Genomic DNA, 23051 nt, shown 5'->3' with positions numbered 1-23051 from the left:
TCAGCTGTTGCTATCTTAATATTCGTCTTCGTTCCAAAGATAATCCTCGTCTGTAGGATAGTCGCTCCAGATCTCGTCGATAGCATCATAAACTTCGCCTTCGTCTTCGATAGCCTGAAGATTTTCTACCACCTCCATCGGTGCACCAGTTCTGATTGCGTAATCGATCAATTCTGCCTTTGTCATCGGCCAGGGTGCGTCGCTTAGGTATGAAGCTAATTCTAATGTCCAGTACATAATATTTAATTTTTTGCAAAAGTATAAAATTAGGTTATATTATAGCCCTTTTTATACTTGATTTTCAATTCTTTTTGTTAACTTTTTCCGAAAAGCCAAAAAGTAACAGCGTACCTGTCAGCTATTCTGTTCTCGGTTTCTCAAAAACCATTCCACGAAGATTTTTATGCCATTTTGGAAGTTGACGGCAGGTTTGTAAGCCAATAAAGTGGTTGCTTTGGCAATATCTGCATTGGTTTTTGTGACATCACCCGCCTGCATTGGCAGATTTTTTCTGTTTGCAGTCTGTCCCAAGGCATTTTCTAAAGTGGCAACCATTTCATTAAGAGTTATCACTTCGTTTTCACCTAAATTAATAATTTCGTAGATATTGTTGTTGTTTCCCAGATATTCTATTGAGGCCATAATTCCTAGGATGATGTCGTCAATAAAAGTATAATCCCGTGCGGTAGATCCGTCGCCGTAAAAAGGGATTTCCTGATTCTCAGAAATAAGTTTTGTGAATTTATGAATTGCAAGATCGGGGCGTTGTCTCGGACCATAAACAGTGAAAAATCTGAGATGAATCATGTCGATTCCGTAGAGACTGTGATACACATTTCCTAAAATTTCAACGGCTCTTTTTGTCGCAGCGTAGGGCGAAATCGGGCGGTCAACGGCATCGTTTTCAGAAAAAGGTGTTTTTTTGTTGTTACCGTAAACGCTGGATGATGAAGCGCAGACCAATTTTTTAATGCCGTAATCTCTTGCTAGCTCCCAAAGATGCATCGTTCCTTTGATATTGACTTCTTCATAGTCTAAAGGTCTCTCAATTGAAGGTCTTACGCCGGCAAGGGCCGCAAGATGAATAATCAGATCAATATGATTGTTTTGGAAAATCTCCTTTAAGCCATTTTGATTTCTGATGTCAACGTTGTACAGTTGAAAATTTTCAGATTTGGTTTGTTTTATGACAGTTTCAATATCATTTGATTTATCTTCGAAACTGAATGTTGATTCAAGACCTGTAGATTCTAAAGTATTTCTGATTTTAATTTTATAATCATAGAAATCATCAAAATTATCGATGCTGATGACAGAATGTCCGTTTTTCAACAAATTTTCAATTAAGTGGGAACCGATAAATCCGCTTCCGCCGGTAATGAGATAGGTCATTGTGTTCTGTCTAATCATGATTTGGCATCAATAAAATTCTGTTCCTGAGCAGAAAGTAATGTTTTCGTTTCATTAATATCTTTGTCTGGAATGTTTTCTATAAAAGATTTGCTGAGGTCAATTTTCTTTTTCAGACCGCGTTTATTTCCCTCGCTAAATTTTTCGAGTTTAATTTCCTGATAAGCTTTAAAAGGAACTTTCATGGTTTTAGATTCCGAATAGCCTTCGCCCATTACCGTAATCAAAGAAGGAAGATACTGGTTGTTTTTCTTATAAAAATCAAAAAAAACTTCTGCTTTCGTAGTATTGCTGGTGTAGGGTTCTCCGGTTTTAGACACTTTTTCAGATTGAGCATAGTTCTGGTCTATTACTACGTTTAAATTGACTATCGCCTTGTCGTTTTTGTTGTAAGTCAGCAATCCGCTGAATTTTATCTCAAATTTATCGTTTTTCTCACTCTCAAAACTGAGTTTCTGAATGCCGGCATTTTCGTATAACAGGCTTGTTTTTATCTTTAAATCCTTCACAGTATTCAGCATGCCTGCTATCTGATAATTCATATAAAATGTTCCGATAAAGTCTTTGGGAAGCAAATTAGGAACGGATGCGAAAGGATATGACCCGTCAAGCTTTATCGTTTTATAGTATTTAATATCATTTAAACCAATATTAAAAAAACTGTTGGGATCTTTTGACTCTTTGAAATTGTAAAAATTAAATTTTGACCAAACATTTACATCAGCAACCAGAAGATGAGCAATTTTACCGTCAACAAAAGATTTTTGCTTTACTGTTCCGGTATAAAGTGAGGGGTTTGAATAATAAACAGTACTGTAGTTATCAATAATATTACTGAAAATTTTCTTTAAATCAACATTGGTAACCACAACTTCCTTAATCTCTTTGAATAGAGGCTTAAGATATATTTGTGAAGAAACAGAAGAAATTTTTTTCATTCCGTACCATGGTGCAGAAATTTCTAAATTTTTTATTTGTTCGGGAATAAGTACTTTGCCATCTTCGTTGGTGTACAAAACACTGTTTCCGGTAAGTATTTTTGCATTTGCAATCGGTTTTGAATCTGCAGAATCCAGTACAGACACGGTTCTGAAAGATTGTGCTGTAATTTTTGAAACTGAAAAAATCAGGATTAAGAAGAGTAGATTTTTCATACGTGTTTGAAGAATCACAAAATTATAAAAATTAAGTTGATAAAGTATATTTCAGTATTTTTACTTTCAAATTAAAAAACGATGAAGTTTCAGGGGCAAATTTTAAAAATGACGAGTTTTGATGCTCAGCCTATACAATATTATCTCAATCTTTCCGGCGATCTGATTCACATGAACGAACTGTTTGGGAAAGATTTGTCTATAAAACATACAGGTTTTCAATGTGTTAATTGTAATTTAGATAAAGCGATTTACAGGATGGGGTTCTGCAAAAGCTGTTTCTTCGAAAGTCCATACGCAAGCGACACCATTATTCGTCCTGAACTTTCTACAGCGCATTTGGGTGTAGCGGAGCGTGATCTTGATGTTGAAATGCAGATTCAGCTGCAACCGCACACCGTATATTTAGCTTACACTGGCGATGTGAAAGTGGGTGTTACAAGAAATACGCAGATTCCCACACGATGGATTGATCAGGGAGCAACATTTGCGCTGCCGATTGCCCGTACAGAAAACCGTTACGAAGCCGGAATGATAGAAGTTGCTTTGAAAGAACATGTTGCAGATAAAACCAACTGGCGAAAAATGCTTCAGGATGATTTTGAAGATGCTGTTGATTTGGCAGATTTTCAACAAAAAATCAGAGAATATTTCCCTGAAGATTTTCAGAAGTTCTATTCTGAAGGTGAAAATATGTGGAAATTTGATTATCCGTTTTCAAAACCTGAAAAAATAGTTTCGTTCACTTTAGACAAAAAACCGGAGTTCACTGGAAAACTGGTAGGCATTAAAGGACAGTATCTAAGTTTTGAAGGTGGAAATTTTATGAATATGAGAGGGCATGAAGGGTATGTGATTGAATTAGAGATTAATTGAGGCTTCATTATAATTTTTGTTGGTCTGATTTTAGCAAAGACTTTTATTTATCTCAAATAATATTCTTGACTAAAAACTTGTACCATGAAAAAACCTTGGGTCAAAAAGCTTTTCATCGTTTTTGGAATTCTCTTAGGACTGATTTTGGTTGCCAATTTTGCACTCAATATCTGGCTAAAGACCCAACTTCCCGATTACATTAAAAATAATACCGCCTACAAAGTTTCTTACAAAAAACTCGATGTAGACCTTGGTTCGGGAAATATTTTTGCTTCAGAGATCAAGATTCAGTCTAAAAATCCCAACAACACGCAGCTGCTAGGTCTTGATGGCACGGTTGATACGATTAAAATCAGCCGTTTCGGAATTTTTGATGCGGTATTCAATAAAAAAATCAGTTCTTCAGATGTATTTTTGGCGGGCCCGAATTTGAATGTCACTTTGTCTGATGCGGTCGATAAAAAGACAGGGAAGAAAAAAAATCCGGTTTCCTTTGAAAATATCAGAATCAGAAACGGGAAAATTACTGTTTTTAAACCCACAAAAGAAAAGTTTTTAAGCGTTCAGGATTTAGATTTAACAGTAGAAAATCTTGAAACAACAGAAGATGTTGTAGAAGATAAATTACCCGTGGTGTTCGACAGTTACAGCATTCGCGGTGAGAATTTCTTCTTTCAGCCCAACAAAATTTACCTGCTTACCATTGCGAAGATAAACACGAAAGACGGGCAGATGTCTGTAGAAAATTTTAATCTGAAACCTTTGATGGGTTTTGAAGATTTTAAAAAGAATTTTCCCAAACAGAAGCAACTTTTGGATTTTGCCATTCCGCAGATGAATTTTAAGGATATTGCTTTAAAAAAAAATAAAGTTTCGCTTTCCGGTGCTCATTTCATCAATCCGCGTTTTTTGGTTTATACCAACAACGCTGTAGCTTCAATAAAAGAAAAAAAGCCGTTCAATTTTGATATGGATATGAAAGGTTTAGAGATAAGCAACGCGTCTACACAGATTGTAAAACCAGACGGAACAGACCTTCTGCTGGCAAACAAACTAAATCTTTCGGTTAATGATCTTGTTTTTAATAAGGAAACGTCGTCGGAGGTAATTCCTGTGCATTACAAAGATTTTAAATTTGAAGGAGAAGATGTTTTGCTGGCTGCGAATGATCGGATTCATTTTAAAAATATTAATATCAATCCTAAAAATGGCGCGTTCAATGAAATTTCAGTTTCAAATCCGAACAGTAAAACGGATTTAAAACTTAAAAAAATTACCTTCAACATCAATGATTGGAAAATCGCAGACAAAAAACTCAATCTGGATGTAAAAGATGTCATTGTGGATGGAGTTGACGGCATTTACATTCCTTCAGCAGCCGAAAAAGAGGTGAAGAAAAAGCAAAATTTTGCAGGCATTAAGTTTCCTGTAACTGTCAGAAATATTAAGCTAAAAAATTCAAATTTTACTTTAGATAAAGATAATCAGCCATTGTCATTTAACCAGCTGAATGTGACAGTCAGCAATCTTGAAATTGCTCCGAAGTCAGACAATTCAGGTCTTGCCTTTAAAGTAAAAGATTACAGACTTGCCTCATCCGGTTTTTCCTATAAAACAAAATTCTATCTGATGACGGTAGGAAATTTAAACTTTACTAAAAACAAGACAGTCATCAATAATTTTGCAATGAAACCGCTGGTTTCCAGAGCTCAGTTCATCAAAATGATTCCTGTAGAAAGTGATTTGTATGATTTGAGATTCGCACAGATTTCAGCCAGCGGAAATTGGGATTTATTTTCAGAAAATAAATCGATTCATGCCAATTCTATCACTATTTTAAATGCCAATGCCAATATTTTCCGAAGCAAAGTTCCGGCAGATGATCCGAAAATAAAACCTTTGTATTCAAAAATGCTGAGGTCTATTAAAATCCCAATGTTTGTAGATCATTTTTATCTTAAAAACTCTTATCTGGAATATGAAGAAGATACCAAAAAGAGCGACGGACCGGGAAAACTGACTTTCAATAACTTCAATATGCACGTTCAGAATCTGAATTCTGCCAAAATGAAAGGCAAGCCTACGGAGGTAAAAATTAAAATAGACTGCTCGTTTTTAAACGCTTCGCCACTTTCTGTCAACTGGAATTTTAATACGGCAGATCAAAGCGACCGTTTCAGAATTGCGGGACGTGCAACGGGAATTCCCGCTTCATCGCTGAATGCGTTTATTGTTCCTTATATGAATGTTTCTGCAACAGGCACCATTCAGGAAATGCTGTTTGATTTCACGGGTAATCCCAAAGGTTTGGAAGGAAGTTTTAAACTGAAGCATCAGGATTTGAAAATTGCTCTTCTGGATAAGCAAACCAAAGAAAAGAAGGGGCTTTTGAGTGCTGTGGCAAATGTTTTCATTAAAAGTACCTCAGAAAAATTCCCGGAATCGGTAGAAGTGGAAGGTGTTGAGCGTGACCCTACAAAATCATTTTTCAATATGTTCTGGAAAGGCATTGAAGATGGGCTGAAGAAAACACTCATCGGCGAAACTTTGGCTAAAACTACAGAAACAGTAAAGGATGTAACAAAATCTGTGAAGGAAGATGTAAAATCTCAACCGAAAAAAGAAGAGCCTGTGAAGAAAAAAGGTTTTATGAAAGGTGTTTTTAAGAAAAATGAAAAATCCGAAACTAAGTAATCAGTTTCGGATTGGTTTATAAAGTTTATTAGTCCAGATTGTACTCCTCACTTTCTTCCACCGGAATATCTCTTAAGAATTTATCAAATCTGTCTCCGGGATAATTGCTTTCGGCACCGTAGGAATCTAAAATAAATCCGATGTTCTGGTCGTGATCTTTCACCACATAAAGTACGGCGCTGTCTGCGGGATTGCTGTCACCTTCAAAACGGTATGTTCTTAAAATGGTGAGATTGGCAGGTTCATACGTTCTTTCAGAATTATCAAGCTTCATATTTCCCTCTTCGTCCATTCTGTATTCACGGTGAATTCCTCTTTCTCCTAATCGGGTCATTACCTGGCTCAGGGTTGTCATTTGGTCGCCTGTATCTTTGTTTTCCATAATACTATTTTGAGTTTCAAACTACAATTATCAAACCACAAAATCCATTAATAAAAAAGTAATCTTTAACAAAATTTATTATTGGCAGAGTTTCAAAAGGTACATTATTTGCTTTCGTCTAAAACAAAAAATTTCATAGTATGAAAAAAGAAGCAGGAATTTTACTTGCAGGAAGTATTGGCTTACTGGCAGCGCTCAGTTTTATTGGAATTAAAAAAATCTTAGCAAAAAAACAAAAGAAATACGAAGATTATTATGGTGACTATCACAGGCATCATGATAAGAAAGATGCCGATGAGGAGCATGGGATTGAATATTTTGCTTTGAAATAACCACCGCAGAAGTAGTATACAATTATATTTTGTCTTACAATTTCCGGCATTTCCAAAAATTTTTGGTGTGCCGGATTTTTTTGTGGAAAACTTTGGTCTTAAAACTCATTACTTTATGCGATTTCAGCATTAATTTTACCAAACGAAATGGGAAACGAAAACATCATAAAAGGTCAGGGAGCACAGCGAAACGTCAATAACCGTTTCGACAGATATACTTTTGAGCCTGATGATGAAGATCTTGAAAACGTAAAAACCACCTACACGGAAGTCTTCCCAAAGACCATAGTCAACCAGGTAAAAAGTGCCGATTTACCGATGGAATATTCCATGAATCCTTATCAGGGCTGCGAGCACGGATGTACTTACTGTTTCGCCAGACCCACCCACGAATATTGGGGATATAGCGCAGGCATTGATTTCGAAAGAAAAATCATGGTGAAGAAAAATGCTCCTGAACTTTTAGAAAAGTTTTTCAGAAAAAGAGGATATCAGCCATTGCCCATTTTACTTTCCGGCAATACCGATTGCTATCAGCCTGCTGAAAGACAGTTTGAAATCACAAGAAAATTATTGCAGGTTTGTCTCGACTACAGACATCCGGTAAATATTCTTACCAAAAACGCTTTGGTTCTGCGGGATTTGGATATTTTAAAACCAATGGCAGAAAAGAATCTGGTTTCTGTTTCCCTGAGCATTCCCACTATCAACGAAGATTTACGTCGAAAGATGGAGCCCCGAACCAGCTCCGCAAAAAACAAATTGAAAGCTATAGAAATTCTGGCTCAAAACGATATTCTTACTCACGTGATGGTCGCACCGATTATTCCGGGGTTGAACAGTGATGAACCGTTGGGGATTTTAAAAGCCATTTCTGAAGCTGGAGCACAAAGTTTCGGCTATACTTTGGTAAGATTGAATGATTCTGTAGAACCCGTTTTCGTTAAATGGATTGAAGATGCTTTTCCAGACCGGGCACAGAAAGTTTTAAATTTAATCAGATCAATGCGCGGCGGAAAACTGGGTGAAAAGAAATATTTTGACAGACAGAAAGGCGAGGGAAATATCGCAGAAATGATTCACAATACCTTTAAAATAGGCAGAAAGAAGTTTTTTGACGGCAAGGAGTTTCCGAAACTTTCCACGGATGGTTTTACGGGAATGAAGGAGCAGCAGTTGAGATTGTTTTGAGATTGGTGAAATCAATTAATCCAAAATCTCGGAAAAGAAAATTTCGTATTTTTGAAAAGAAAATATTGTTATGGATAATTATATTACAGATATCAGCTTATTGGATTTGAATAAAACATATTCATACGCAGATTATTTGCATTGGAAATTTAAAGAAAGAGTAGAGCTGATTAAAGGTAAAATTCTGAAGATGAGTCCTTCTCCAAATCTCGTTCATCAAACGGTTTCTAAAAATATAAACATTATTCTTCATCAATATTTGAATGGTAAAACCTGTCAGTATTTTTATGCTCCGGCAGATGTTGTTTTGGCTGACAAAAAGAAATCTGTGCAGGAAAATAAAGATATTTTTACAGTGGTGCAGCCAGATCTTTTTGTGGTTTGTGATCTGCAAAAAATTGCTGATGGCAAAAAATGTGTAGGTGCGCCCGATCTCGTGATTGAAATTCTTTCTCCGGGAAATTCTCAAAAAGAAATGGATACAAAATTTGATCTCTATCAAGAAGCAGGAGTTTTAGAATATTGGTTAGTGTATCCGGAAGAAAGATCAATTAATATCTTTGTACTTCAGGATGGCAAATATATCGGGTTGAAACCTTTCTCGGATGGTCAGTTACTTACATCAACGCTTTTTCCGGATTTGAGTGTAGAAACAAGTGAAGTCTTTCGCTAAAAATCAGCTAAATAAAAAACCGAACTAAAAAGTTCGGTTTCAAAATTATTTTTTAATTAATCCCAATTCAATTAATCGTTCGTGTAAAAACTCTCCGGCGGTTGTATCTTCATACAGTTTAGGATTGTTTTCGTCTACACAGTTTTCTAAAGCACTCAGCGACATTTCGCTCACCGGATGCATAAAGAAAGGGATGGAATATCTTGAAGTTCCCCACAATTCTCTTGGCGGATTGACCACTCTGTGGATTGTAGATTTCAGCTTATTGTTGGTATGTCTTGAAAGCATATCTCCAACGTTGATCATCAGTTCGTCTGGTTCTGCAATTGCGTCGATCCATTCTCCTTTATGATTTTGCACCTGAAGTCCTTTTCCCTGAGAACCCATCAAAAGCGTGATAAGGTTGATGTCTCCATGAGCAGCAGCTCTTACCGCATCATCCGGCTCCTGAGTGATTGGCGGGTAATGGATAGGTCTTAAAATAGAATTTCCTTCTGCAATTTTATCATCAAAATAAAACTCATCAAGGCCGAGATATAAAGCCAAGGCTCTCAAAACATATTTTCCTGTTTTTTCAAGCATCTGGTAAGCCTCTTTACCAACTTCATTGAATTGTGGAAGCTCGTCTACGATGACATTGTCAGGATATTCGCTTTTGTATTTAGAATCATCCGAAACATACTGCCCGAAATGCCAAAATTCTTTCAAATCTCCCTTTTTAAATCCTTTCGCAGTTTCTTTTCCGAAACCAACATAACCTCTCTGTCCGCCGATGCCGGGGATTTCGTACTTTTGTTTGGTTTCTGTGGGAAGTTCAAAGAAGTTCTTTACTTCTCCATAAAGATTGTCTACGAGTTGATCATCAAGGAAATGTCCTTTTAAGGCGACAAAACCAATTTCTTCGTAAGCTTTTCCGATTTCATTTACAAATTTCTGTTTGCGTTCCGGGTTGTCCGAAAGGAAATCACGCAGGTCTACACTAGGTATTTTATCCATTTTATAGAAATTTTACGTGGGGCTAATTTACTGTTTTTAGATTTATCTTAAATTAAAAATTAGGCTTTTTGCAACATTAATAATGAATATAAAAAATAATTATAATAACAGCCGAAACAGAGAATAAACCCACAATGTTTTTCAATTTGAAATTAAATACTTTACCCCTTTTTGATTCTATAAGTGAAATAATAAAATTTCCTACACTGAAACCAGGGAATGGTAACAGGTTTAAAAGACCTATAACAATACAGCAAAACGGCAAGAATGATATTTGAAATGAAAAATTTTTAGAAACACCACCAATTCCGCCTACTTTTTTATAGTCATTTTTTGGAATAATAAAGCCATAGGCTTCTTTAATATTGTTTTGGTAATTTTTTAAAACTTTTCCGAAGCTGAATTTTTCCTGTGTTTGTTTTATTTCTTGAGCATTCTTTTCTTCGGGAGTCGGTTTGAATATATCTTTTATTGGTGTTCCTTCTGATTGAAGAATCTTCGCTACATCAGTGTAGGTTATTTTTAGTTCTTTGAAAGTGCCATTTCTTTTAATTTTAATCTCAGAATTAGAATTCATTAAAATGTCCACATTGATTTTTCGAATGTCTTTTACTGGCTGATTGTTCACTGAGATAATTTTATCTTCATTTTTAAATCCTAACTGTTGCATGGTTTGATTAAATTCTAAACCATATATTGCGTCTTTGTTATCAATGTAATGAGCTTTTGGAGATAGTAAATGAATTAAAAAAAGTACTAAAAATGCTATGAAAAAATCAAAAACCAATCCCGATAATTTCAAAATATGATTATTGTGTTTTACTTTGGATACAAGCCACTTTGGGAGGCAATTTCCTAAAATATGAAGTAAAATTGCGATTATTATCATTGTATTGTGTCTTGTGAAATTTTTTGTTTGAATTTTATCATTACAATGTACAAAAGTTTAGCAAACCAATAAAAACAATTAATTTTGCTTTATGAAAAAATATTCTTCTAAACGCAGTGTGCAGATTCTTGCACATCTTCTTCAGCAGTACGGAATTTCAGATATTATCATTTCGCCGGGATCGAGAAACGCTCCTTTGGCGATTCATTTTTCTGAAATTGACCGCTTCAACTGTTTCTCGATTGTTGATGAAAGAAGTGCCGCGTTTGTAGGAATGGGAATGGCGATGACCGAGAAAAAACCCGTGGTGATCACCTGTACAAGTGGTTCGGCTGCTGCCAATTATTATCCTGCGGTAACGGAAGCTTTTTATTCAAATACGCCTTTACTGATTTTAACGGCTGACCGTCCGACAGATTATACCGATATTTTTGACGGACAGACCATTCGCCAGAATAATCTTTTTCATCAGCATTCTTACGGGGATTTTCAGCTTCTTGAAGATTCCAAAGACGATGCAGAAAATTTGAATTCCGAAACAATCAAGAAAGCCATCGAACTTTGTTTTGAAAAAAGAGGTCCGGTTCATATTAATATTCCTTTGGAAGAACCTTTGTACGAACTGGTTTCAGAATTGCCAACTTTTCCTTCCGTAGAGCATACGATCCGCCAGAGAGAGTATGAAATGCCATCCAATCTCACTGCCGACTGGAATACGTCGCAGCGAATTATGATTTTGGTGGGAACGAGAGACTACAGCGCCGAACTTGAAAATCAACTGACTCAACTGGTGAAAAACCATACGGTTGTCGTTTTGTGCGAAACAAATTCCAATCTTTATCACGAAAAGTTTTTTAAACATATCGACAGATACATTACCGGATTTACAGAAGAAGATTACAGACAATATGCTCCCGATCTTTTGATTACCGTAGGGCAGAATGTTGTTTCAAAAAGGGTAAAACAGTTTTTAAGAAGCGCGCATCCAAAACAGCACTGGCACCTGGATGAGGTTTGGCAACCCGACACTTATTTTGCTCTGACGCAGAAAATTGAGGTTAAGCCTGAACTGTTCTTTGCAAAACTTTTGAATTTTGCAACACTCGAGCCGAAACCTTTTTACAATCTTTGGGATGTTTTAAGGGATAAAAAAGATTTGAAACACGAGCAGTTTCTTAATTTGGCTGAGTATTCAGATTTTTATTTTTTCAACAAAGTTTCGCACAGCGTGCCGGAGAATTACAACATACATTTCAGCAATTCTTCAGCGATTCGTTATGCCCAGCTGTTTGATTTCGGAAAGAGGAGGATCTACTGCAACCGCGGTACGAGCGGCATCGACGGAAGTACTTCCACAGCAATGGGCTTTGCCATTAAAAATGAAAAACCAACGCTTCTGCTTACCGGAGATCTGAGTTTCATGTACGATGTTAATGGCCTTTGGAACCAGTATATTCCGCCATTTACGAGAATTATAATTTTCAACAACGGGGAAGGGAATATCTTTAAAATCATTCCGGGACCGGGCAATGCCAACTCGAATACGGTGGATGAGTTTATCGCCACAAAACACCACAAAAATGTAGAGTTTTTAGCCAAACACTTCGGATTCTCATACACGAAAGTAGAAGATGAAATGACGCTTGACCGTGTGATGGAGAACTTCTTTAAAGCTGACATCCAGCCCAAAATTCTGGAAGTAGTGACTGCGGGGAAAAGCAACGCAGAGATTTTGAAGACGTATTTTAAATCTTTGTAGTTGACCTAATATTTAATAATACAGGAATTTACCGTTTATAGGCAGAATATTTAAAATATAATCTGAGACTTTTCAAAAATTTATCCAGCAAAATAAAATTCCTTATCTTATCTCAAATTATTTTAAATTTACCAAAATTTTTTAAGTCATGTTTAAGCTGAAACTTCCTACCGACCCACGGTGGGCAAATATTGCAGAGGGAAACCTTCAGGAAATTTTGACCGATCATGCATGGTGTGAGCAGAAGGCCGCTACCAACGCTATCGGGCTGATCACGATGTTGCCGGAAAGACCAGATATTGTGACAGAACTTTTAAAGATTGCACAGGAAGAGCTTGAACATTTTGGGCAGGTTTTGGAGATTATTAAAAGCCGCGGCTACACTTTCGGACGCACAAGAAAAGATGATTATGTGAACGAACTGGTCAATTTTATTCAGAAAGGTGGTCACAGAGATACTTTAATTGTTGATAAAATGCTTTTTGCAGCGATGATTGAAGCAAGAAGCTGCGAGCGTTTTAAGGTGTTAACCGAAAATATCAAAGACGAAGAACTGAAAATATTTTACAGAGACCTGATGATTTCAGAAGCCAATCATTACACCACATTTATTGGTTTTGCAAGGGAACTGGGAGATCCAGGCCAGGTAAATGCCCGCTGGGAAGAGTGGCTGGAATACGAAGCTAAAATAATAAAATCTTACGGAAACAAAGAAAGCATCCACGGATAACAGAATAAAAATTTGAAAAAACCGACTTTTGAAACCCTAACCAATATTTTCCTGAAAAACTTTTTTCAGGGATTGATTATTATTGGTCCCATTGGGTTAACGATTTACGTCATCTGGTCGGTAATCACGTCTATTGACAATATTATTCCTTCGGTGGCGAGGCAGATTCCTGGGCTGGTCTTCATATCGGTGCTTTTTTTTACATCTTTACTCGGTTACTTAGGAAATAAGTTTGTAGTAGGAAGGTTTTTTGTTGATTCCATAGACAGACTTTTAGAGAAAATCCCCGGTATCAAACATATTTATTCGCCAACGAAAGATGTGATGTCTTCATTTGTGGGTGATAAAAAGAAATTCAGCGATCCGGTTTGGGTAAAAACCAATGAAAATCCGGAAATCTGGAGAATAGGCTTTTTAACTCAAAGAGAAATGGAGGTCGTACAAAAAGAAAATTTTGTTGCCGTCTATCTTCCCCATTCTTACGCCATTTCGGGCTGGGTGATCGTCACTGAAGAAAAAAACATCAAACCCGTAGTGGGGATGAGTGCAGCTACAGCAATGAAATTTGCCGTGAGTGGTGGTGTGGCAGGTTTTCACTCTGATGACAATGTTTTTAAGGCTCCGGAATAGTCTTATTCATTCTATCAAAATATCTTTCTGATATTAGTTTTTTTATTGAAATTATTTTAATTCAATAAAAATTTTTCTCCAAAAATCACAAAGTCTCCAAAGCGAAATTATTTGTTTAAAATAAATGATTTACAGCAATTTAGAATTTAATTTAAATAAAAACTAACTATACAATAAAATCAAAAAAGATGAGCAAAGTTGCAATCATTGGAGCCGGAGTTTCCGGTTTGAGCATGGCAAATTATCTTGAAAAAAATAATATTGACTATCATCTCTACGAAAGACGCACACAGAATGACCTCAAAGGTCACGGTTTTATCCTTCCAAAAGAGGGAATTGAGTTTCTCTCAAACATCATCAACATCGAAGAGCTTTATAAAAGAGGAAGTTTTCTTAAAAAATACATTCACTACAATCAGGCAGGCGAAATCATGTCTGAAAAAGAACTGGATGATGTTTTTGTGGTTTCCAGAAGTGCTTTGATTGAAATTCTGGCAAACGAAATTCCATCAGATAAAATTTCCTACAAAACAACCATCGGACTGACAGGTTTTGAAAGCGGAAAAGCACAGATTGAAATTGATGAAAACAACACAATAGAAGCTGATATCGTAGTCGCGTCAGACGGCTCGCGGAGCAGAATCAGAAGAAAAATATTTCAGGACGAAACCATGAATGCTGTTCTGGAAAACGAAGTGGTAAATATCATTGAAGACGAGGAACTTGCAAGCCAGATTGAAAGTAATTTCCTCAAATTTCACCACGAAAAAGGAGGTTTGACTTTCGGAGTATTAAAACTTTCTTCAACGAAAATCCTTTGGTATTGCCAGTTTGACATCACCAAATACTTCATCAGCGAAGATTATGATGCCGAATCTATAAAACAGTTTATGCTTGATAATTTTGGCGACTGGAATGAACTTTTAACATCAATTATTGAAAGATCAAGCTACGAAAATGCACACATCTGGCGCGTTTACGAACTGGAAAAACTGAATCCGTTCTACCATCAGAACGTAGTATTTATAGGTGATTCTGCTCATCCGCTGATTCCTTTTACAAGTCAGGGAGTAACTTCTGCACTGAAAGATTCTTTCACTTTGACCAATCTTTTAAAGGAAGGTAACAACCTTGAAGAAATCTTCAGAAAATATGAAGAAGAAAGAAGACCTGAAATTGACATTCACATCAACAACGGCAGAATTTTATTGAACCAGTTTCTTTTACCACTGAGCGAGCAGCCCAAAAATACTTTACCCATTTCATACAAATAAGCAATGTTTACAAACAACGATATCAACTTCGAAGCCCTGAAACGAAAGGCCTACAACGGCAGATGGGCAACTCTGGAAGACGGAATTATTCCTTTAACGGCAGCAGATCCAGACTTCAGAATGTCGCCTGTGATAGAGCAGGGAATTATTGAATATATAAAAGATGGATATTTAAGTTACGGTCCTTTTTCAGGTTTGCCCGAGTTTAGAAAAAGTGTTTCCGAACATTTTAACAGCGGCAAAAACGGAAATTTCACTCATGAAAATGTTCTGGCTGTCAACAGTGCGGCGATGGGAATGTACATGGTGGCCAACTATGTTTTGAATCCTGGTGATGAAGCCATTATTTTTGATCCGGTAGATTTTTTATTCAAGAAAACCGTTGATGCTGTAGGTGGAAATATAAAACTCTGTGCAGTAGATTCTAAAACCGGAGACATTGATCTTGAAATGTTGGTTTCTTTGATTGATCCTAAAACCAAAATGATCAGCATCTGCAACCCGCACAATCCGGTTGGTCGCGTTTATTCTAAAGAAATTCTGATTAAAATTTCCGAAATCGCCGCGGCGCACGACCTTTGGGTAATGAGCGACGAAATCTGGAGCGATATTGTTTACGATAAAAAAGAATTCAACACTTATTCATCCGTTTCTGAAGCAGCAAAAAAGAAAAGTTTCACCGTTTTCGGTTTCTCAAAATCTTTTGGAATTGCAGGTTTAAGAATTGGTGCTGTTTTGTGCAACGATCAGGATCTTTTGGATGATTTTACAGAAAAATCTCAGTTTAATTCAACGATTGAAGGGGTTTCAACTTTATCTCAGATTGCCGCAAGTGTTGCGATTGATAAAGCTAAACCGTGGTTTAATGACTTCCTTTCTCATCTTCAAAGCAACAGAGATTTCGCTTATAGTAAACTGAAAAACTCAGGAATTTTAACCCCAAACTTACCTGAAGCTACTTTCGTTATTTTCCCAAAAATAGAAAACGGAATGTCGAGTGATGAATTTGCCCAACACGTTTTAACACAAGGCAAAGTCGCTATTGTTCCAGGCTCGGAACGTTGGTTTGGCAAAGGTGCGGAAGGACATGTGAGAATTTGTTTTTCAACTTCGCAGGAGATTTTGGAAGAAGGTTTGAACAGAATAGTTAATAGTTTTTAAAATAAATTAAAATATGGCTGAATCAACAGATTCAGCCATATTTTTTATCTGATTGCAATCTATTTCTTCGATATCTTATACAATTTTCCACTATCGGTCACTCCATAAAGATTTCCATCCATACCACTCAAGACATCTCTGAATCTTTCTTTCTGATCTAAAAGCAGACGCTCTTCACCTACCACTTTGTTATCCTTCAAAACAATTCTGTTGATGTGCTGTCCGCTCAGACATCCGATGAAGAGGTTGTTTTTCCATTCTTCAATATTTCCGGTGTAGAAAGTTACGCCACTTGGCGAAACTACAGGATCCCAGTAATAAACAGGCTGTTCAGTTCCTGCTTTTTGGGTTGTTCCGTTGTTGATTTTATCGCCGTTGTATTCAATTCCATACGTTACATCGCCCCAGCCGTAATTTTTTCCGGGCTGGATGAGATTGATTTCGTCGCCACCTCTCGGTCCCATTTCAATATCCCACAGTTGTCCTTTTTCATCCAAAGCCAAACCCTGAGGACTGCGGATTCCGAATGCGTAGATTTCTGGTTTGTAACCGGCTTTTCCAATAAATGGATTTCCCTCGGCAGGTTTTCCGTCTTTGGTAATTTTTAGAATTTTACCTAAATAATTATCTGTTTTCTGAGCATAAACTCTGGTTTCTTTATCTGATCTTTCTCCGGTGCTCACAAATAAATTTCCGTCTTTGTCAAACTGAAGACGGCTACCGTAATGTTTATCGCCATCGTAAGTTGGTGTTGCTCTGAAGATGACTTTTACTTCAGAAATATTTTTGAGGTCTGCAGATAATTTTCCTTTGGCAACCGCAGTGTGATTTCCATCTTCATAAGGTTCAGAAAAACAGAAATAAATCATCTGATTTGTTTTAAAATCCGGATCTAAAGCTACATCAAGCATTCCGCCCTGACCTTTATCATCCACTTTTGGGAAACCTTCGATTTTGGAAACTGTTTTTCCGTCCGCCGAAACTACGTTGATGAATCCTGATTTTTCGGTAATTAAAAACCGACCGTCAGGAAGATTGATGATTCCCCATGGTTTTCCGAGTGAGGTATTGAGAATTTCTACGTTGTAAGGTGTAGTGGTTTTTACGGGAGCTATCCGTGTTTGGCCTGCGAAAGCCGGTTTATAATTCGTGTTTGCTTTTTCTTCTTTTGCCGATGGTTCGCTGGGTTTGCCCTTTCCCTGGCACGAAACGATAGTGGTAGCAGAAGCTAACAAAATGGGTAATAGAATCTTATTCATAATTAATTTTTAAAGTGTAGTCTGGTAAAGACGAAAAATAATGCCATAAAAATTTGTTCAATTAAAATTTTACTCTACATTTGTAGAACAAAATATAAACTTGTAGAATATGAATGAAATAAAACTGACTGATTCCGAGAAAACATTGATGGAAATTCTCTGGGAAAAAGAGAAAGCTTTTATGAAAGAAATTCTTGAAGCTTATGACACTCCGAAACCTGCTACAACAACTGTAGCAACACTTTTGAAAAGAATGCAGAACAAAGATCTGGTGGGCTTTACGCTGTACGGAAACTCAAGACAATATTTTCCGAAAGTGGCAAAAAGCGATTACTTTAAGGATGAAATGACCACTATGATTGAGCGCTTTTTCAATTCATCAGTTACACAGTTTGCTTCATTCTTTACGTCAAATTCCAAACTGACGCAGAAAGATTTGAAGGAACTCCGGGACATCATTGATCAACAGATAAAAAAATAATTATGGAATCTTTAGTTTTAAAAATCATAATCTGCTCAGGAATTTTACTCGGATTGTACCATTGGTTTTTGTCGAAAGAGAAGACTTTTGTTTTTAATCGTTTTTATCTGATTTTTTCGGTTGTTTTTTCGCTTATCATTCCGTTTGTGACTATTGAACTGCCGGAATTCAATGAAGAGAAACCAACCTTACTGATCGAACAGGAAATATCTCAACAGATTTTAACAGGACAAATTCTTGAAGAAAAAAGCTTTGATTTTACTGAAATTCTTTTGGTTATTTATTGTCTTATTGCTTTAATTTTCCTGTTTAAATTTATTTTTTCAGTTTTAAAAATTAAAAATTTAAAGGGAAGAAAAATAATTTATAAGAGCAGAAACGTTGTCTTTCTAAAGCAGGATCTCGCACCATTCAGCTTTTGGAATACGATTTATATTTCAGAAAAGTCATTCAAAAGTTCTGGTATTGATGAACGTGTTTTTCTGCACGAAGACATTCATATTCGACAAAAACATTCGCTCGATCTTATTTTTATTGAAATTCTAAAATCTATTCTGTGGCTCAATCCGATTTTTTACTTCTACAAAAATGCGATGGTCAACAACCACGAATTTCTCGCTGACGAAAGAGTAATCACCAAAAACACTGACATTAAAAACTACCAGGAACTGATTTTACAGGAAGTTTTGAAGCAACAAAATCTTTCTCTGACCCATCAGTTTAATTTTAACAATACTAAAAAACGATTTATTATGATGACAAAACAAAATTCAAAATTTGCTAAGGCAAAAAAATTCTTGTCGATTCCCGTATTTGCAATTGCGGTGTTTGTATTTGCTGAGAAAGTTTATGGAAGTAATATTGGTGATCTCAAAAATGATTACGGAATCAAAAGTAATGCAACAAAACCATCACTAAACCATTCGGAGGCTTACAAAGAATTTATTAAAATAATCGAAAGATATGAACCCTTAATAAAGAATCGGGATCATGAAAAATTTACTAAAGAAGTTCCTCGGGAAGTGCAGGTGAAGCTGGCTGACTTATTTGATAATTTTAATTCTACAGATTTAATCCAGGCGCCGATTTGGGTGAAATATACAGAAATCAACAGAGAAGTACCAACCGCAAATCAAATAAAGAAATTTATGAGTTCCCGCTATAACATAGAAATTGACGGGAAATTGGTTGAAAATAAAGTCCTGAAAAATTATAAAAACACAGATTTTTATCATATATATATTTTAAAGGTTATTCCCACAAATCCTGATTATGGAAAATATGATTATGGAGTAGTTTTATACACAAAAGCATTTGCAAAAAAATATAACGCTGCAAAAAATATTACTGTATCATTCAAAGTTGATATGGCAGAATATAAACAATGGGTGAAGAACGACACCATTTCGCCTAAAAAAAATAAAGATGCAAAAGTTTCTCAACCGAAAAAAGAGAAAATAACAAAGACAATTGTTGAAGATTTTTCGGAGACCAAAACTATCCCACCACCTCCACCTCCTTCGGCAAATTTTGTGCAGGCAGATTTTCCGGGAGGAATACATGATTTAAGAGTAAAGATTGCAGAAAACTTTGATTCGTCACTTTTCGATAAAAAGACAGGAATTATTTCAACATCAATATTTATTTCAGTTGACGAGAATGGTAAGACCACAGATGTAATGGCAGATGGCGAAGATACAGCATTCAATACTGAAGCTGTACGGACTGTAAAATTGGCAACAAACACTAAAGTCTGGAAACCAGCCAAAGATAATGGCAAAAATGTAAAAACTGTTTTTAAACTACCTTTGAAAATGCAGTTCGCCAAAAACTCACCTGCAAAATAACATCTGTATGAAATCGTACGCCTTTCTTATAATTCTAAGCTTACTGTTCTACAGCTGCTCCGGAAATCACTTCAGTAATTACTCAAAATACAATACAAAAGCCTATTGCTACGAAGACCAGCAGTATCTCTGCATGAGTAATGACAGTTTGAAATTGAAATACGTGAGTTTTGGAGGTTTCAAATTTGCCTCAAATGAAGTAGATTTTAAAAAATTAAATAAGAAAAAACCGAAATTCAAAAATATTCTTTTCTACGGCGACGACAGATACATTAACACAGAATATTACGTTTTGATTGATAATAAAAAAAGAAAGAAAGGCTTTGTTTACAGCGACAGCATCATTGGAAAAAATCATCTTACTATCGCTGTCAGTGATTCCTGCCATGAATCAAATAAAAAATTTCTTCTGAAAGGTTTGAGAAATTTATGATTTTTAAAGCGTTTTGATTTTTTTCGGGACGCTTTTTTTATTGACGGCGCATGTTGAAAGCAAATTGTAAATTATGACCTCCGCCCTATTCTCCTCAAACATTTATTTCCTAAATTTGTTCTATGCAATTCAAACTTCAATCAGAATATAAACCTACAGGAGATCAGCCTACAGCAATAGAGAAACTGACAGGTGGCGTTGAAATCGGTGAAAAATATCAGACGCTTCTAGGAGTTACCGGTTCTGGTAAAACGTTTACCGTTGCCAATGTTGTGAATAATGTTCAGCGACCAACCCTTGTTTTGGCACATAACAAAACTTTGGCAGCCCAGCTTTTCATGGAGTTTAAAGAATTCTTCCCGGAAAATGCTGTTGAATATTTTGTGAGCTACTATGATTACTATCAACCGGAAGCTTACATTGCAAGCTCAGGAACTTACATTGAGAAAGATTTGAGCATCAACGAAGAAGTTGAAAAACTGCGACTTTCTGCGATTGCCAGTTTGCTTTCCGGGAGAAGAGATATTTTGATTGTTGCCTCAGTATCATGTATTTACGGTGTCGGGAACCCTTCTGAATTTCATAAATCTTTAATTTCATTACAGATCGGAGAGAAAACAACCAGAACCGCACTTTTGCATGCATTGGTTAATGCATTGTATTCCAGAACATTAGGAGACTTTAAAAGGGGGACGTTCAGAGTGAAAGGGGATGTGATTGATGTGTATCCGGCGTATGCTGATAATGGAATCAGAATTCAGTTTTTTGGTGATGAAATTGAGAAAATTCAGAGTTTTGATCCTGTTTCGGGAAACGTAACGTCTAATTTTGAAACGATTCAGATTTATCCCGCCAATCTTTTTGTAACCACAAAAGACACTCTGAACGGTGCGATTAGAGAGATTCAGGATGATCTGGTGAAGCAGGTAGATTTTTTCTCGACGATTGAAAAACCTTTGGAAGCCAAAAGACTTCAGGAAAGAACAGAACTCGATCTTGAAATGATTAAAGAATTAGGCTACTGCTCAGGGATTGAGAACTACTCCCGTTATCTGGACGGTAGAATTCCAGGTTCCAGACCCTTCTGTCTGCTGGACTATTTCCCGAAAGATTTTCTGATGGTGATTGACGAAAGCCACGTTACCGTTCCGCAGGTTCATGCCATGTACGGTGGCGACAGAAGCCGTAAAGAGGCACTGGTAGATTATGGTTTCCGACTTCCCGCTGCAATGGATAACCGACCGTTAAAGTTTGAAGAATTTGAAGCGATTCAAAATCAGGTTATTTATGTTTCGGCTACTCCGGCAGACTATGAATTAGAGAAAACCGGTGGAGAATATATTGAACAGATTATCCGTCCTACAGGACTTTTAGATCCGATTATTGAAGTACGGCCATCCATTAATCAGATTGATGATCTGATGGAGGAAATCAACAAAAGGGCGGAAATTGATGAAAGAACTCTGGTCACCACTTTAACCAAAAAGATGGCGGAAGAACTGACCAAGTATTTCACAAAATTCGGGATCAGAACAAGATATATTCACTCAGATGTAGAAACTCTGGAGCGTATTCAGATTATGCATGACCTTCGTGTAGGACTTTTCGATGTACTGATTGGTGTAAATTTATTGAGAGAAGGTTTAGATTTGCCTGAAGTTTCTTTAGTTGCTATTCTGGATGCTGATAAAGAAGGAATGCTGCGAAGCCGAAGATCGATGATTCAAACCGTGGGTCGTGCTGCGAGAAACATTAACGGAAGAGCCATTATGTATGCCGATAAAATCACCAAATCGATGCAGGCAACTTTGGATGAAACCGAGTACCGCCGTGCAAAACAGATCGCATATAATCAGGAACACGGTAAAGTTCCTACCGCTTTAAATAAAAAGATTTCTGAAAATCTGGTGGGAAGAAGCAAAGATTTCCCTGACGAAAAATATACTCAGAAAGAAATCACCCAGAAAGTGGCTGAGACAAAAGCCAGTTATTCTACCGAAGATGTGGCAAAAATTGTTTCACAGAAACAGAAAGAAATGGAAGCTGCTGCGAAGAATTTAGACTTCATCAAAGCTGCAAAACTGCGTGATGAAATTGAGGCTTTAAAAAACTAACGTTTTGGGAGTAAAAATTTGTAAAACTTCAGAATTTTTTTCATTTTCCTTTTGCGGACCATTTTGTTGATTGCTCCCGTAATTTTGCTGTAACAGTATTCTGGAGACGAATCTGAAAGTTTTGCGTACTCGTCACTAATTACTCTAATAACCTGATTGTCTGAAGTTAAGCGTGCAAAATTATTAAGCCTTTTGTCTAAATTCATTTCAGAGTGAAAGCTCATACGGTTAAGGTCAACCATATAAAAATGGCTGGCGTTGTTCTCTTTTTTAATAATAAAATTTCCCGGAGCATTATCCCGGAATTCAAAACCATGATTATGAAGCCTGAACATCAGGTCTGCATACTCACGGATTACGTTTTCACGATCCGGAAAATTATGATTTACAATAACTTCCATCAAGGTAGGGGATTCTTCCAGCTGTCTGCTGATGTAATAGCTTGAAGTGAGACCCCAAAGATCAAAATTTTCTATGTAGGCTACAGGTTCCGGTGTATGGAAGCCTTTTTGTAACAGCATCTGAGCGTATTCAAAAGAGCGCTTTGCTTTCGATTTTCTGTAATATTTATAGACGTGTCTGTTGACAACATTATGCTGTTTAAAAGATTTGAAATTAAATTTTTCCCCATCTATATCAATCACTTTTACCACATTTCTGCTTCCGGGACCAATGAGTATTCCTTCGTTTTTAAAATTATTTAAAATACGGGCAACTTTCGTTTCAAGACGCTGAAAACCTTCGGCATAAAAACTCTTCATAAAGA

General features: G+C 36.5%; 22 protein-coding genes. 14 read left to right on the top strand and 8 right to left on the bottom strand.

Annotated elements, in window-relative coordinates; all coding sequences use genetic code 11:
• Window positions 1–15: 15 nt before the first annotated feature.
• From ASG31_RS02435 to ASG31_RS02425, 3 genes are all read right to left on the bottom strand, one after another.
• Window positions 16–237, bottom strand: coding sequence for a DUF2795 domain-containing protein (locus ASG31_RS02435; protein ID WP_034709134.1), 222 nt, complete (start codon window positions 235–237; stop codon window positions 16–18).
• Between the two features lie 117 nt (window positions 238–354).
• The gene (locus ASG31_RS02430) at window positions 355–1392 is read right to left on the bottom strand and encodes a GDP-mannose 4,6-dehydratase (RefSeq protein ID WP_056028053.1); all 1038 of its coding nucleotides are present in this window, start codon (window positions 1390–1392) and stop codon (window positions 355–357) included.
• 14 nt (window positions 1393–1406) lie between these two features.
• Entirely contained in the window at window positions 1407–2564 is a 1158-nt protein-coding gene (locus tag ASG31_RS02425) for a hypothetical protein (protein ID WP_056027529.1), read from the bottom strand.
• A gap of 81 nt (window positions 2565–2645) precedes the next feature.
• Here ASG31_RS02425 and ASG31_RS02420 point away from each other — a divergent pair, with 81 nt between their 5' ends.
• Window positions 2646–3440: a DUF2797 domain-containing protein gene (locus ASG31_RS02420; RefSeq protein ID WP_056027527.1), complete on the top strand. Its 795-nt coding sequence runs from the start codon at window positions 2646–2648 to the stop codon at window positions 3438–3440.
• An 84-nt stretch (window positions 3441–3524) separates the two neighbouring features.
• Complete coding sequence (locus tag ASG31_RS02415) at window positions 3525–6134, top strand: hypothetical protein (RefSeq protein ID WP_056027525.1); 2610 nt, start codon at window positions 3525–3527, stop codon at window positions 6132–6134.
• A gap of 28 nt (window positions 6135–6162) precedes the next feature.
• On the opposite strand, the gene ASG31_RS02410 is transcribed toward ASG31_RS02415, so the two are convergent.
• Entirely contained in the window at window positions 6163–6516 is a 354-nt protein-coding gene (locus ASG31_RS02410) for a hypothetical protein (RefSeq protein WP_056027522.1), read from the bottom strand.
• A 140-nt stretch (window positions 6517–6656) separates the two neighbouring features.
• On the opposite strand from ASG31_RS02410, the gene ASG31_RS02405 reads away from it, so the two are divergent.
• The 3 genes from ASG31_RS02405 (at window position 6657) to ASG31_RS02395 (ending at window position 8712) form a co-directional block, all read left to right on the top strand.
• Window positions 6657–6848, top strand: coding sequence for a hypothetical protein (locus tag ASG31_RS02405; RefSeq protein ID WP_056027521.1), 192 nt, complete (start codon window positions 6657–6659; stop codon window positions 6846–6848).
• A gap of 147 nt (window positions 6849–6995) precedes the next feature.
• Window positions 6996–8039, top strand: coding sequence for a PA0069 family radical SAM protein (locus ASG31_RS02400; protein WP_056027519.1), 1044 nt, complete (start codon window positions 6996–6998; stop codon window positions 8037–8039).
• Window positions 8040–8109: 70 nt separating this feature from the next.
• Entirely contained in the window at window positions 8110–8712 is a 603-nt protein-coding gene (locus ASG31_RS02395) for a Uma2 family endonuclease (RefSeq protein WP_056027516.1), read from the top strand.
• Window positions 8713–8757: 45 nt separating this feature from the next.
• On the opposite strand, the gene ASG31_RS02390 is transcribed toward ASG31_RS02395, so the two are convergent.
• Window positions 8758–9708, bottom strand: coding sequence for an isopenicillin N synthase family dioxygenase (locus tag ASG31_RS02390; protein ID WP_056027514.1), 951 nt, complete (start codon window positions 9706–9708; stop codon window positions 8758–8760).
• 76 nt (window positions 9709–9784) lie between these two features.
• Window positions 9785–10597: a M50 family metallopeptidase gene (locus ASG31_RS02385; protein WP_056027512.1), complete on the bottom strand. Its 813-nt coding sequence runs from the start codon at window positions 10595–10597 to the stop codon at window positions 9785–9787.
• Window positions 10598–10688: 91 nt separating this feature from the next.
• Here ASG31_RS02385 and menD point away from each other — a divergent pair, with 91 nt between their 5' ends.
• The 5 genes from menD (at window position 10689) to ASG31_RS02360 (ending at window position 16151) form a co-directional block, all read left to right on the top strand.
• The gene (gene menD / locus ASG31_RS02380) at window positions 10689–12356 is read left to right on the top strand and encodes a 2-succinyl-5-enolpyruvyl-6-hydroxy-3-cyclohexene-1-carboxylic-acid synthase (RefSeq protein ID WP_056027510.1); all 1668 of its coding nucleotides are present in this window, start codon (window positions 10689–10691) and stop codon (window positions 12354–12356) included.
• Between the two features lie 148 nt (window positions 12357–12504).
• Window positions 12505–13086 (top strand): tRNA-(ms[2]io[6]A)-hydroxylase, encoded by a 582-nt coding sequence (locus ASG31_RS02375; protein WP_056027508.1) that lies wholly within the window; start codon window positions 12505–12507, stop codon window positions 13084–13086.
• A 12-nt stretch (window positions 13087–13098) separates the two neighbouring features.
• Entirely contained in the window at window positions 13099–13716 is a 618-nt protein-coding gene (locus tag ASG31_RS02370) for a DUF502 domain-containing protein (protein WP_056027505.1), read from the top strand.
• A 188-nt stretch (window positions 13717–13904) separates the two neighbouring features.
• Window positions 13905–14990: an FAD-dependent oxidoreductase gene (locus ASG31_RS02365; protein WP_056027503.1), complete on the top strand. Its 1086-nt coding sequence runs from the start codon at window positions 13905–13907 to the stop codon at window positions 14988–14990.
• Between the two features lie 3 nt (window positions 14991–14993).
• Window positions 14994–16151, top strand: coding sequence for a pyridoxal phosphate-dependent aminotransferase (locus tag ASG31_RS02360; RefSeq protein WP_056027501.1), 1158 nt, complete (start codon window positions 14994–14996; stop codon window positions 16149–16151).
• A 59-nt stretch (window positions 16152–16210) separates the two neighbouring features.
• Here the strand turns inward: ASG31_RS02360 and ASG31_RS02355 are convergent, their stop codons facing one another.
• A complete protein-coding gene (locus tag ASG31_RS02355) occupies window positions 16211–17410 on the bottom strand; it encodes a PQQ-dependent sugar dehydrogenase (protein ID WP_056027499.1) in 1200 nt (399 codons plus the stop codon).
• A gap of 109 nt (window positions 17411–17519) precedes the next feature.
• Between ASG31_RS02355 and ASG31_RS02350 the strand changes: the two genes are divergently transcribed.
• The 4 genes from ASG31_RS02350 (at window position 17520) to uvrB (ending at window position 22285) form a co-directional block, all read left to right on the top strand.
• The gene (locus ASG31_RS02350) at window positions 17520–17891 is read left to right on the top strand and encodes a BlaI/MecI/CopY family transcriptional regulator (RefSeq protein WP_056027498.1); all 372 of its coding nucleotides are present in this window, start codon (window positions 17520–17522) and stop codon (window positions 17889–17891) included.
• Between the two features lie 2 nt (window positions 17892–17893).
• Entirely contained in the window at window positions 17894–19738 is a 1845-nt protein-coding gene (locus ASG31_RS02345) for a M56 family metallopeptidase (protein ID WP_056027496.1), read from the top strand.
• A 7-nt stretch (window positions 19739–19745) separates the two neighbouring features.
• Window positions 19746–20171 carry a hypothetical protein gene (locus tag ASG31_RS02340; RefSeq protein ID WP_056027494.1) on the top strand — a complete coding sequence of 142 codons (426 nt, stop codon included), beginning with the start codon at window positions 19746–19748 and terminating at the stop codon, window positions 20169–20171.
• A 122-nt stretch (window positions 20172–20293) separates the two neighbouring features.
• Window positions 20294–22285 (top strand): excinuclease ABC subunit UvrB, encoded by a 1992-nt coding sequence (gene uvrB, locus ASG31_RS02335; protein WP_056027492.1) that lies wholly within the window; start codon window positions 20294–20296, stop codon window positions 22283–22285.
• Here the strand turns inward: uvrB and ASG31_RS02330 are convergent.
• On the bottom strand, window positions 22282–23046 hold the full coding sequence (locus tag ASG31_RS02330; RefSeq protein ID WP_056027490.1) for a lipopolysaccharide kinase InaA family protein: 765 nt from the start codon (window positions 23044–23046) through the stop codon (window positions 22282–22284). The two genes, uvrB and ASG31_RS02330, sit on opposite strands and share 4 nt — an antisense overlap.
• Window positions 23047–23051: the final 5 nt, after the last annotated feature.

This window comes from Chryseobacterium sp. Leaf404, assembly GCF_001424145.1.
Classification (GTDB): domain Bacteria; phylum Bacteroidota; class Bacteroidia; order Flavobacteriales; family Weeksellaceae; genus Chryseobacterium.
The sequence above is the reverse complement of the archived record's forward strand: the minus strand, read 5'-3'. Positions and strand labels throughout refer to the sequence as shown.